This window comes from Microbacterium sp. NPDC087592, from assembly GCF_044743585.1.
In the GTDB taxonomy this organism is placed as follows: Bacteria; Actinomycetota; Actinomycetes; order Actinomycetales; family Microbacteriaceae; genus Microbacterium.
Window position 1 is genome coordinate 779650 of record NZ_JBIUWT010000001.1, and the last position, 12103, is coordinate 791752.

At 69.3% G+C, this 12103-nt stretch carries 9 protein-coding genes; 5 read left to right on the forward strand and 4 right to left on the reverse strand.

The genetic code is table 11. The features are described 5' to 3' along the window. Positions 1–37 precede the first annotated feature (37 nt). The 4 genes from ACIOTO_RS03800 to ACIOTO_RS03815 all read left to right on the forward strand — a co-directional run bounded on the left by ACIOTO_RS03800 (position 38) and on the right by ACIOTO_RS03815 (position 5878). Positions 38–1447: a hypothetical protein gene (locus ACIOTO_RS03800; protein ID WP_400856577.1), complete on the forward strand. Its 1410-nt coding sequence runs from the start codon at positions 38–40 to the stop codon at positions 1445–1447. A gap of 34 nt (positions 1448–1481) precedes the next feature. Then, a complete protein-coding gene (locus ACIOTO_RS03805; protein ID WP_400856579.1) occupies positions 1482–2243 on the forward strand; it encodes a DeoR/GlpR family DNA-binding transcription regulator in 762 nt (253 codons plus the stop codon). A 94-nt stretch (positions 2244–2337) separates the two neighbouring features. After that, positions 2338–4374 carry a bifunctional aldolase/short-chain dehydrogenase gene (locus tag ACIOTO_RS03810; protein WP_400856580.1) on the forward strand — a complete coding sequence of 679 codons (2037 nt, stop codon included), beginning with the start codon at positions 2338–2340 and terminating at the stop codon, positions 4372–4374. A gap of 106 nt (positions 4375–4480) precedes the next feature. Then, complete coding sequence (locus ACIOTO_RS03815) at positions 4481–5878, forward strand: rhamnulokinase family protein (protein WP_400856582.1); 1398 nt, start codon at positions 4481–4483, stop codon at positions 5876–5878. A gap of 195 nt (positions 5879–6073) precedes the next feature. On the opposite strand, the gene rhaS is transcribed toward ACIOTO_RS03815, so the two are convergent. Genes rhaS through ACIOTO_RS03835 form a run of 4 tightly spaced genes read right to left on the reverse strand, consistent with a single transcriptional unit; the run spans position 6074 to position 10773 of the window. Further along, entirely contained in the window at positions 6074–7117 is a 1044-nt protein-coding gene (gene rhaS / locus ACIOTO_RS03820; RefSeq protein WP_091035684.1) for a rhamnose ABC transporter substrate-binding protein, read from the reverse strand. Between the two features lie 55 nt (positions 7118–7172). Continuing rightward, positions 7173–8222 (reverse strand): ABC transporter permease, encoded by a 1050-nt coding sequence (locus ACIOTO_RS03825; protein WP_029263746.1) that lies wholly within the window; start codon positions 8220–8222, stop codon positions 7173–7175. Beyond that, positions 8219–9247, reverse strand: a complete 1029-nt coding sequence (locus ACIOTO_RS03830) for an ABC transporter permease (protein ID WP_029263745.1) — start codon at positions 9245–9247, stop codon at positions 8219–8221. Before ACIOTO_RS03830 ends, ACIOTO_RS03825 begins: the two co-directional genes overlap by 4 nt. Then, a complete protein-coding gene (locus ACIOTO_RS03835) occupies positions 9244–10773 on the reverse strand; it encodes a sugar ABC transporter ATP-binding protein (RefSeq protein WP_029263744.1) in 1530 nt (509 codons plus the stop codon). The genes ACIOTO_RS03830 and ACIOTO_RS03835 overlap by 4 nt, the downstream gene beginning before the upstream one ends. Positions 10774–10922: 149 nt before the next feature. On the opposite strand from ACIOTO_RS03835, the gene ACIOTO_RS03840 reads away from it, so the two are divergent. Next, complete coding sequence (locus tag ACIOTO_RS03840) at positions 10923–11930, forward strand: LacI family DNA-binding transcriptional regulator (RefSeq protein ID WP_029263743.1); 1008 nt, start codon at positions 10923–10925, stop codon at positions 11928–11930. Positions 11931–12103: the final 173 nt, after the last annotated feature.

Below are 12103 nucleotides of genomic sequence, written 5' to 3' on the forward strand. Positions count from 1 at the left end.
CATCGACAGCGGGGGGCCCGGGGCGTACCTTCAAGACATGCCGGCCCTTCGCAGGTCACGCGTGCGTCGGTCGCTCCCCCTCGTGGGAGCGACCGCAGCGCTCGGCGTGATCATCGCGTCGGGCGCCCCGTCTGCTGCTGCCGCACCGGGGTCGCCTGGCGTCATGGCAGCGCCGACCGTGGTGCTGTACGAGGGATTCGAGGGCCCCGTTCCTCCGGCGACGCCGGAGTTCGTGCAGACGATCGCGGACTACGACGACGGTGTCGCCCCACCGGTGCCGGGATACGTCGGACGCGGCGGCGAGCGCTACAGCGCCGAGCCCGCATGGAACGGGCAGTTCTGCAACGGGCTCATCGTCGCCGGGGATGACGTCTCGACCGTTCCCACCGCCTCCCAGGCGGCGGACTGCCTGCAGGACGGCTGGAACCAGTCTCGCAGCCTCGCGAGGACCCTGGGCTCCTGGGCCGCCGAGCCCGACTACCCGTATCCGTCCGTGCCCCGCGCCGAGCCCACCGCGAATCACGCGGTGAGTTCCTACACCCAGGGAGACTCGCCCGCCGGAGTGATGGCCGCGACCGCGGTGCCGGTGATCGCCGGGCACTACTACACCGCGACGGTCGATGTGGCCCAGGCGAACTGCTGGACCACGAACCCCGTCGACCTGGCGGTGCAGCTCGACGACGGCGTTTCCCCTCCGGTCGCCGCCTTTCCCGGACCGATCGCCGCGTGCGACCTGCCCGTCCACCAGATCAACGGGAACAACGTGGGCACCTTCCGAGGATTCACGTCGCTGCTGGCGCAGTCGCCGAGCGTCGAGGTCGCGCTGCTCAACAACCTGGGTGGGGGCGGTGGCGACGACAACGCCTTCGACAATCTCGCCCTCATCGACACGACTCCGCAACTCGATGCGGTGATCGCGGCTCCCCCGAGCGGCGACTCCTACGCCTCCGACCAGCCGGCCCGATTCCTTCTCACCGTCACCAACACGCACCTCGCGGGATCGCCGGCGGTGCCCAGCGGCGCGAAGCCGGAATGGAGCTTCGACCTCGCTCTGCCCGCCGGTCTCGTTCCCGCCGAGAGCCCGGCCATCGAAACGGATTGCCCGAACGGCGCGCTCGACGTGACGTCGGCGGGCATCGTCGGTCGCGGGAGCCTCGGACCGACGGACGTCTCGTGCTCGCTCGCGCTGGACCTCGTCTCGTCCGGAGGCGAGTACGTCCTCGATCCGGCCGCATACGAACTCACCGGGCTCCTCGCGCCCGCAGCGACATCGGCTCGCTTCGCCTTCGCGCCCGGGCCGCCCGAACCGTCGCCGGGGAGCGGCCCGGTTCTGGCGGACAGCGGGTCCGCCCCCCTCCCGGTGCTGCTCACCGGCGTGCTCGCGGTGGTGCTCGGAGGCGTCCTCATCCAGCTCTCCGTCGCGGCTCGTCGACGACGCACCCGATAGCGTCGGCCTCGCGCGCACCGGATAGATTCCTCCCATGGCTCTTTCCGGCAATCTCGAGGCGCAGCGCCGCAGAGACGAACTCGTCGAACTCGCGAACGGCCCCCAGGGCGTCATGATCGAGGCGGCCGCCGATCTCTTCTCCGTGTCGTCGATGACGATCCGGCGCGACCTGCTCGAGCTCGAGGCGGAGGGGCGCGTGCGTCGCGTGCGCGGCGGGGCGACCGCGGCTCCGCGAGCCCGCCCGTTCGATGCGCGGCGGGCCATCCGGGCGAGCGCGAAGCGGACGATCGCCGAGAAGGCGCTCCGGCTCGTCCCAGACCAGGGCAGCATCGCGCTCGACGCCTCCTCGACGGTCAACATGCTCGCCTCGATCGTCGGCCCGAGAACGGGACTCACGGCGTACACGAACTCGTTCGAGTCGTTCCAACTGCTGCAGCCGCTCGACGGCGTCACGGCGGTGATCTCCGGCGGGACCGCCGAGCCGACCACGGGCAGCCTGGTCGGACCGATCGCGCGCCGGAGCATGCGGTCGGTGTACTTCGACATCTTCTTCTCGTCGGCGGATGCCCTCGACAGCGCGGACGGCACCTCGGAGGTGTCTGTCGACGAGGCGGAGCTGAAGCAGGCGATGGCCGCGAACGCCGGCACCACCGTGGTGTGCGTCGACTCCAGCAAGCTCGAGCGACGCTCCGTGGCGCGGGCGCTGGAACGGGAGGAGATCTCGGTGCTCATCACGGAACTCGACCCGGGAGACGAGCGGTTGAGCCCCTTCCGGCAGACCGCCGACATCCTCTGAGCGCTTCCCGCAAACGTGGTTTCATGTTATCTTTCACAAGAAGTAACAGCATGAGTGCACATGGTCGTGTGCATCGCCCCTGTCTTGGAGAGTCATGACGAACCCCACCGCCGCCGCCCTGATCGCCCGGTCGAACCGCCTCGGCGCCGACCCGAAGAACACGAACTACGCCGGCGGGAACACCTCCGCCAAGGGCACCGAGACCGACCCCGTGACGGGGCAGCCGGTCGAGCTGATGTGGGTCAAGGGCTCCGGCGGCGACCTCGGCACCCTCAAGGAGAGCGGCCTCGCCGTGCTGCGCCTCGACCGCATGCGCGCGCTCGTCGACGTGTACCCCGGCATCGACCGCGAAGACGAGATGGTCGCCGCCTTCGACTACTGCCTGCACGGCAAGGGCGGAGCGGCCCCCTCGATCGACACCGCCATGCACGGGCTCGTGGATGCTGCGCACGTCGACCACCTGCACCCCGACTCCGGCATCGCGATCGCCACGGCCGCCGACGGCGAGGCGCTGACGGCGACCATCTTCGGCGACAAGGTCGTGTGGGTTCCCTGGCGTCGCCCCGGCTTCCAGCTCGGTCTCGACATCGCCGCGATCAAGGCCCAGAACCCGCAGGCGATCGGCACGATCCTCGGCGGCCACGGCATCACGGCCTGGGGCGACACCTCGGAGGAGGCCGAGGCGAACTCGCTGTGGATCATCGACACCGCCGCCGAGTACATCGCCGCACATGGCAAGGACCAGCCGTTCGGCGGCGTCCGCGCCGGATTCGAGGCCCTGGCCGCGGACGAGCGCCGGGAGCGTGCAGCCGCCCTCGCCGGGACCGTCCGCGGCATCGCATCGACTGACAAGCCGATGGTCGGACACTTCACCGACGCCGATGTGGTCCTCGACTTCCTGGCATCCGAGAAGGCGCCCGAGCTGGCAGCCCTCGGCACCAGCTGCCCCGATCACTTCCTGCGCACCAAGGTCAAGCCGCTGATCCTCGATCTGCCGGCCACGGCTTCCGCCGAGGAGCAGATCGCCCGACTGCATGAGCTGCACGAGCAGTATCGCGCCGACTACCAGGCCTACTACGACGTGCACGCCACCGCCGAGTCGCCCGCGATCCGCGGAGCCGACCCGCTCATCGTGCTGATCCCCGGTGTGGGCATGTTCTCCTACGGCGCGAACAAGCAGACCGCCCGCGTCGCCGGCGAGTTCTACGTCAACGCGATCAACGTGATGCGCGGCGCCGAGGCGCTGTCGACCTATGCGCCGATCTCGGACGCCGAGAAGTTCCGCATCGAGTACTGGGCGCTGGAAGAGGCCAAGCTGCAGCGCCTGCCGAAGCCGAAAACGCACCAGGGTCGCATCGCATTCGTCACCGGCGCCGCCTCCGGCATCGGCAAGGCCATCGCCACCCGTCTCGCCGCCGAGGGCGCCTGCGTCGTGATCGCCGACCTCGACCTCGAGAAGGCCCAGGCCGCCGCCGCGGAACTCGGGAACACGGATGTCGCGATCGGTGTCGCCGCGAACGTCGCGGATGCCGATGCCGTGCAGGCCGCGCTGAACGAGGCGGTGCTCGCGTTCGGCGGTATCGACCTCGTCGTGAACAACGCCGGGCTCTCGCTCTCGAAGCCGCTCCTGGAGACCACCGAGAAGGACTGGGATCTGCAGCACGACGTCATGGCCAAGGGCTCGTTCCTCGTTTCGAAGGCCGCCGCGCGCGTGCTCATCGATCAGAAGCTCGGCGGCGACATCATCTACATCTCCTCGAAGAACTCGGTCTTCGCCGGCCCGAACAACATCGCCTACTCCGCGACCAAGGCCGACCAGGCCCACCAGGTGCGACTGCTCGCGGTCGAGCTCGGCGAGTTCGGCATCCGCGTGAACGGCATCAACCCCGACGGCGTCGTGCGCGGCTCCGGCATCTTCGCCTCGGGCTGGGGCGCCAACCGCGCCGCGACCTACGGTGTCGCCGAAGAGGACCTCGGCCAGTTCTACGCCAACCGCACGATCCTCAAGCGCGAGGTCGTCCCCGAGAACGTCGCAGACGCGGTCTATGTGCTCACAGGCCCCGAGCTCAGCCGCACCACGGGCCTGCACATCCCCGTCGACTCCGGCGTCGCCGCGGCGTTCCTGCGATGACTCCCATCCGTCGAATGCACGGCTTCGCGCCGAGTGCACGCCCTGTTCACGTCGACCGGCCGTGCACTCGGGCGGATGCCGTGCACTCGACGAACGGAGAACCCCGATGAGCGTCCGCGCGGTCGCGGCGGTCGACCTCGGCGCGACCAGCGGGCGCGTGATGATCGGGCGCATCGGCGACGGACAGCTTGACCTCGAGCTCGTGTCGCGGTTCCCGAACGGTCCGGTCGCGCGCGCAGACGGACTGCACTGGGACTTCGCCGCCCTGTACGAGCACGTCGTGGCAGGGCTCGCCGAGGCCGTGCGCCGGGAGCCGCGCATCGAGAGCATCGGCATCGACTCGTGGGCCGTCGACTACGGCCTGCTGAAAGACGGCGAGCTGCTCGCCGAGCCTTTCCACTACCGCGATGAGCGCTCCGCTCGTGGCGTCGACGAGGTGCACGCGATCGCGCCGTTCTCCGAGCTGTATCAGCGCAACGGCCTGCAGTTCCTGCCGTTCAACACGCTGTACCAGTACCGCGTCGACGAACGCCTCGCCGAGGCCGATACCGCGCTCCTGATCCCCGACCTCATCGCATTCCTGCTCACCGGTGTCGCGGTGGCCGAGCGCACGAACGCCTCGACCACCGGGCTACTGGGCGTCGAATCCGGCGACTGGGACGACGAGCTGGCCGATCGCCTCGGCATCCCGTCCCGCATCCTGCCGCCGCTCGTCGATCCCGGCACGACCATCGGCCGCCTTCGGCCCGAGCTCGTGGCGACCATCGGCATCGACCTGCCCGTGATCGCGGTCGGCTCGCACGACACCGCATCGGCCGTCGTCGCCGCTCCCCTGTCGACACCGCACTCCGCGTACATCTCCTGCGGAACGTGGGGCCTGGTCGGCGTGGAACTCGCGCAACCGGTGCTGACGGATGCCGCTCGCACCGCGAACTTCACCCACGAACTCGGCGTGGATGGTCGCTATCGGTTCCTGCACAACGTCACGGGGCTCTGGCTCCTCAGCGAGACCGTGCGCGCCTGGGAGGCCGAAGACGGTGCACGCATCGATCTGCCGGGGCTGCTCGCTGCGGCATCCGCGGTCACCGGCGAGGTGCCCGTGTTCGATGCGAACGACTCGTCGTTGAGCGCACCCGGCGACATGCCGGGACGGATCGCGGCGCTCCTCGGCGACCGTGCCCCGAGCTCCCGACCGGCGTTCACCCGTTCGATCGTGGAGTCGATCGCCGCGGCCTTCGCGGACGCCGTGCAAACGGCCGCGGATCTCTCCGGCCGCGAGCTCGACAGCATCCATCTCGTGGGCGGCGGATCGCTCAACCGACTCCTGTGCCAGGCCACGGCCGACCGCACGGGGTTGCCCGTGCTCGCGGGTCCGGTCGAGGCGACGGCTCTCGGCAACGTGCTCGTCCAGGCCCGGGCACTCGGCGCCGCACCGGCGACACTCGAGGAGCTGCGCGCCGTGGTCGCCGCGACTCACGCTCCGACGCGCTTCGACCCGCGCTGATCCGCGCCGACCCGCGCTCGCGCGTCGCGGGGTCCACGCCTCAGGCGGAGTTCTCGCGTCGGGCGGACGATCGCGGGACAGGCATCCGCCCATCGCCGAGGAGCCCGCCCCACGCCGAGGCGTGCGCGCAGAGACCCCGAGGCGTACGCGAGAGGGCGCCGGAGCCGAAGCCCCGACGCCCTCTCGCGAGGCGACTCAGAAGTCGAAGTCGCCGATGTTGTCCGCGTTGAACACGAACGGGTCTCCCAGCAGGACCACGCCGTCGGCGCCGACCTCGTACTCGCCGAGGTCACCCGCCTCGAAGGTGTCGCCCTCCTTGCCGGTGATGTCGCCCTCGACGAGCGCCTTGGCCGCGAAGGCCGAGAGGTAGCCGAGGTCGGCCGGGTTCCACAGCGCGAACGAGGTGACGGTGCCGTCCTCCACGTACTCGCGCATCTGGTTCGGCGTGCCGAGGCCGGTCAGTGCGACCTTGCCCTTGTAGTCCGACGTGGAGAGGTAGCGCGCCGCTGCCGCGATACCGACCGTGGTCGGCGAGACGATGCCCTTCAGCTCGGGGTGGCTCTGCAGCAGGGCCGCCGTCTTGTCGAACGAGGTCTGGTCTTCGTCGTCGCCGTAGACGGTCTCGACGATCGTGATGTCGGGGTAGTCGCTCGCGACGTACTCCTTCATCAGCTCGATCCAGGCGTTCTGGTTCGTGGCGTTGGCCGATGCCGACAGCACGGCGATCTCGCCTGCTCCGCCGATCTGCTCGGCGATCTGATCGATCTGCACCTTGGCGATTCCCTCGGAGTCGGCCTGGTTGATGAACAGGTCGCGGCACTCGGGGTTGGTGTCGGAGTCGAAGGTGACGACCTTCACACCGGCGTCCCGCGCCTCGTTGAGTGCGTCGCAGATGGCCTTCGGGTCGTTCGCCGAGACGACGAGCGCGCCGACCGCCTGCTGCGTGGCGGTGTTGATGTAGCTCACCTGGGCGTCGGGCGTGGCCTCGGCCGGGCCGACCTCGGCGAACGTGCCGCCGAACTCTTCGACGGCCTTCTTGCCGCCCTCGCTGGAGGTGTCGAAGTAGGGGTTGCCGAGGTTCTTGGGCAGGAACGTGATCGACAGGTTGTCGGATCCGCCGCCCTCGCCGGAGCCTGCGTCGCCCGACCCGCTGCCGGTGTCGGCGCAGCCGGTCAGCACGAGCGCTGCGGCGACGGCCACGGCGGCGAACGCCGAGACCCTCTTGCGTGCAAACGTCATTGTTCTTCCTTTCGTGATGATCACCGCGGGCGGATGCCGACGGCGAGAGGCTGCCTCATGGTGCGGGAGAGGCTGCGACGCGGAGCGGTGGCCCGGCCTTGGCACGGACGCGCTGCGCCCAGGCGAGGATGCTGGCTGCGACGACCGAGAAGATCAGCAGGCCACCGGTGATGATGTTGATGACGTCAGAGGTGACGCCGGCGAGACGGAGCCCGCTGCCGAGCACCCCGATCAGGAGCACGGCGGCGACGACGCCGTGCAGGTGCCCGCGCCCGCCGAACACCGACACCCCGCCGAGGACCACGGCCGCGATGACCTGGAGCTCGAGCCCGGTGGCGTTGTCGCCGCGGGCACTGCCGAAGCGGAGCGTGTAGAAGATGCCGGCGAACGCGGCGACCACCCCCGACAGCATGAAGAGGATGAACTTCGTCCGCTCGACGTTCACGCCCGAGAACCGGGCGGCGTCTTTCGAGAGCCCGATCGCGTAGATGCCGCGACCGAACGGGGTGAAATGCAGCACCACGACGAAGATAGCGAGCAGGATCAGGAACGGGATCACGATGTAGGGGATGGTGGTGCCGGCGATCTTCGCCTTCGCCAGTGCCGTCCACATCTCCGGGAAATCGGTCACCGCAGTGGTCCCGAGCAGGCCGACCGCGAGTCCGCGGAACAGCGCCAGCGTTCCGATCGTGACGGCGAGCGACGGCAGCCCGACGACCGTGACGAGGAAGCCGTTGAACGCTCCGCCGATGACACCGACCGCGAGGGCGGCCAGGGCGGCGACCTCGAACGGCGCACCCGACTCGGTGAGCACCCCCGTGACGACGCTCGCGAGACCCACCATCGAACCGACCGAGAGGTCGATCTCGCCGGTGATCATGACGAGGGTCATCGGCAGGGCGATCAGCAGGATCGGGGCGACGTCGAGCAGCAGGTAGTTGACGGTGATGGGCTGTGCGAACCCGCGGATCGACACGGCGGACACGATCACGACCAGCACGAGCAGGCCGATGATCGCGAACTCGCGGTTGATGAGGATGCGCCGCCACAGCGGCTGGTCGTAGTCCCGGATCACCCGGACCCCGGAGGTGGTGGTCGTGGTCATGATTCGTCCCTTGCCTCGATGAGCTGCCGTCTCTGTCGTACGGCGAGCAGCCGGTCGAGCACGATCGCGCCGATGATGAGCACACCGACCACGGCGCGCTGCCAGAAGTCCGGGATGCCGAGGATGGGCAGGGCCCGGTTGATGGTCATCAGCAGCATCGCGCCGATGGCCGCGCCCCACACGGAGCCGACGCCGCCGGTGATCGCGATGCCGCCGATGACGGCCGCGCCCACGGCATCCAGCTCCCAGCCCGAGCCGACCTGCGAGCTCACGGACCCGTACCGCGTTACGTAGAACACACCGGCGAGGCCGGCCAGAGCGCCGGAGAGCACGAACGCACTGAGCACCCGGCGGGTGGTCTTGAGGCCGTAGAGCTCGGCGGCTCCCGGGTCGGAGCCGATCGCGTAGTACTCGCGGCCGCCCCTCGTGTTGCGCATGTACCAGGCGGCGAGTGCCAGCACGATGATCGCGACGATGGAGAGCACCGGGATCGTGAGGATCTGCTGGGTTCCCAGGCGCAGGAAGTCTTTCGGGAGATCGGAGGGGTGCACCTGGTCGCTGCCGGTCCAGAGCACGTTGATGCCGCGGTAGGCATACAGCGTGCCCAGCGTGATCACCATCGCCGGCACCTTGGCGAAGGCCACCAGTGCGCCGTTCACCAACCCCAGGAGAGCGCCGAAGATCACGGCGGCGATCACCACGATCGGGATCGGGATACCGGGGACATCGATGAAGAGCCGCCCCGTCAGGAAGGCGGTGAGCCCCATGACCGAGCCGACCGAGAGGTCGACGTTGCGGGTGATGATGACGATCGCCTGGCCGACGGCTACGAGCACGAGGATCGACGGGGTCAGCAGCAGGTCGCGCCACCCGTCGGCGCTGAACAGGAAGTTCGGGTTCTTCACGGTGGCCGCGACGACCACCAGGACGAGGGCGGCGAAGATGCCGAGTTCGCGTGCACGGCCGATGCCGCCGGGCTTCTTCGCGAAGGCGGGGGCAGGTGTCGCCAGTGCCGTGGTGCTCATGCGTGCTGCTCCGATGCGTGCGTGGCGGCGAACATGACGTTCTCGCTGGTGGCGTCCTCACGGTCGAGCTCGGCGGTGATCCGGCCCTCACGCATGACGAGCACGCGGTCGGCCATTCCGAGCACCTCGGGGAGCTCGGACGAGATCATCAGGATCCCCATCCCCTCGCCCGCCAGCTGCGAGAGCAGGCGGTGCACCTCGGACTTGGTGCCGACGTCGATCCCTCGGGTCGGCTCGTCGATGATGAGCACTCGCGGGTCGGTGGCAAGCCATTTCGCCAGCACGACCTTCTGCTGGTTGCCGCCGGAGAGGGTGGCCGCCACGGTGTCGAGCGCGTGCGTCTTGACCTCGAGGCGAGACGCCCAGATCTTTGCCGCACGGTTCTCCATGCCGGTGGTGATCAGGCCCCACTTGGCGAGGGTGCGACGGATGGCGAGGGTGATGTTGCCGCCGACGCTCGCGTCGATCACGAGGCCCTGCTTGCGACGGTCCTCCGGCACGAGGGCGAGGCCGTGGCGCATGGCGGCGGTGGGGTTGCGGCGCGGCACACCGGCGCCGAGCATCCGCACTTCGCCCTCGCGGTAGCCGTCCACACCGAACACGGCGCGCGCGACCTCGCTGCGGCCGGCGCCGACGAGTCCGGCGAGTGCGACGATCTCGCCCGCGCGGACGGTGAAGGAGATGTCGTGGAAGACACCGGGGCTGGTGAGTCCGCGCACCTCGAGGAGCGGGTCGCCGATCTCGGCCGCCTGCTTCGGGAAGAGCTCGGTGACGTCACGGCCGACCATCTGCCGTACGAGGTCGTCGACCGTGGTCTCGGCGATGGGCGTCGTGTCGATGTAGGCACCGTCGCGCATCACGGTGACCGTGTCGCACAGGTCGAACACCTCGTCGAAGCGGTGCGAGATGAACAGGATCGCGCGACCCTCGTCGCGCAGGCTCCGTGCGACCGCGAACAGCCGATCGACCTCGACGCCGCTGAGCGCCGCGGTCGGCTCATCCATGATCAGCACACTGGCGTCGAGCGAGATGGCCTTGGCGATCTCGATGATCTGCTGGTCGGCGATCGAGAGGCCCTCGGTGATGCGGTCGGGATCGAGTGCGACCCCGAGGCGACGGAAGATCTGATCGACCTCGGTGCGCATGGCCTTGCGGTCGATGCGGCCGAGAGCACCCGTGGGCTGCCGCCCCATGAAGATGTTCTCGGTGACCGAGAGGTCGGGGAAGAGCGTCGGCTCCTGGTAGATCACCGCGATGCCCGCGGCCTTCGACTGGGCGGTGCTCGTGAAGTCGACGTCTTCGCCGTGCAGACGGAAGTCGCCCGAGTCACGCCGGTAGAGCCCGGCCATGATCTTCACGAGCGTCGACTTGCCGGCGCCGTTCTCGCCGATGAGGGCGTGGATGGACCGCGACTGCAGCGTGAGGCTTCCGGAGCGCAGCGCGATGACGGGCCCGAAGGACTTCACGACACGGTGCAGCTCGAGCGCGGTGGGGGGAGCACTGCGGGCGGGTGCTTCATCGACCACGGGCTTTCCTCTCCGTTGAGGGGGATGATTGTGCGGAATGAATCTACCTGAATCGATTCAGGCGGGTTTCAGGCTAGTGTATGTGATGCGGGCCGCAGGTCAACCCCTGATGCCCGAACCGTGATCCGCCCGACGTCGAGAGGAGAGCCGTGCCGGTCAGCATCCGTGATGTCGCCCTCCGCGCCGGGGTGTCGGTCGGGACCGTCTCGAACGTCCTCAACCGTCCGGAAGAGGTCTCCAGCGATTCGGTGGCGCGAGTGAGCCGGGCCATCGAGGAACTCGGGTACGTGCGCAACGACGCCGCCCGCAAACTGCGCGCCGGCATCAGCACGACGGTCGGCTTCGTGGTCCTCGACGGGCAGAACCCCTTCTACAGCGATGTGGTGCGCGGCGCCGAAGACGAAGCCTCCAGTCACGGCATCGCGATCCTCTACGGCAACACCGACGACGACCCCTCCCGCGAGAAGGTGTACCTCGACCTCTTCCGCGAGCAGCAGGTGCGCGGCCTTCTGATCGCCCCGTACGGCGACGTCATGACGCAGCTGCGCCGATTCCGGGCCAGCGGCATCGCCACCGTGCTCGTCGACAGGTTCAGCGCCGACAGTGGTTTCTCCTCGGTCTCCGTCGACAGCGTCGCGGGCGGACGTCTCGCGGTCGAGCACCTCATCGAGGCGGGGCGACGACGCATCGCCTTCGTCGGCGGCCCGTTCGACATGCGCCAGGTCACCGATCGGCTCGCCGGTGCGCGCGCCGCCGCCGAGAACGCCTCGGTGCACGTCGACCTCGAAGTCGTCCCCACCTCGGCCATGACGGTGGAGGAGGGAGCCACCGCGGGCGCGAAGCTGCTCACCCGGCCGCGCCGAGAGTGGCCCGACGCCCTGTTCGCCGCGAACGACCTGCTGGCGCTCGGTCTGCTGCAGTCACTCGTCGCCGGGGGACGGGTGCTCGTCCCGGACGAGATCGCGCTGATCGGGTTCGACGACATCCCCTTCGCCGCCGCCGCCGCGGTGCCGCTCTCATCGATCCGACAGCCCAGCCGGATGATCGGGCGCACGGCCCTGCGCATCGTGCTCGAAGAGGCCTCCGACCCCGAGAGCATCCCCCGGCAGACCGTGTTCCCGCCCGAACTGATCGTGCGGCGCTCGACCACCGGCTGACCCGAGACCCCGCAATCATCTTCGCCGGTTGGTCCTTGAGGGCAGGGCCACGCTTGCAGCGGCGGACCGAGGTGGACGGTCGCTTCTGTACCCCGCTCGGCAAGAAGAGAATGCCGATATGTAGCGCACAGCGGCGGAGCTTCGGGATCGAGCCGCGCGAGGATCCGAAAACA

Coding starts and splice junctions, on each gene's coding strand:
- ACIOTO_RS03800 (WP_400856577.1), top strand. CDS start 38: ATGCCGGCCCTTCGCAGGTCACGCGTGCGTCGGTCGCTCCCCCTCGTG.
- ACIOTO_RS03805 (WP_400856579.1), top strand. CDS start 1,482: ATGGCTCTTTCCGGCAATCTCGAGGCGCAGCGCCGCAGAGACGAACTC.
- ACIOTO_RS03810 (WP_400856580.1), top strand. CDS start 2,338: ATGACGAACCCCACCGCCGCCGCCCTGATCGCCCGGTCGAACCGCCTC.
- ACIOTO_RS03815 (WP_400856582.1), top strand. CDS start 4,481: ATGAGCGTCCGCGCGGTCGCGGCGGTCGACCTCGGCGCGACCAGCGGG.
- rhaS (WP_091035684.1), bottom strand. CDS start 7,117: ATGACGTTTGCACGCAAGAGGGTCTCGGCGTTCGCCGCCGTGGCCGTC.
- ACIOTO_RS03825 (WP_029263746.1), bottom strand. CDS start 8,222: ATGACCACGACCACCACCTCCGGGGTCCGGGTGATCCGGGACTACGAC.
- ACIOTO_RS03830 (WP_029263745.1), bottom strand. CDS start 9,247: ATGAGCACCACGGCACTGGCGACACCTGCCCCCGCCTTCGCGAAGAAG.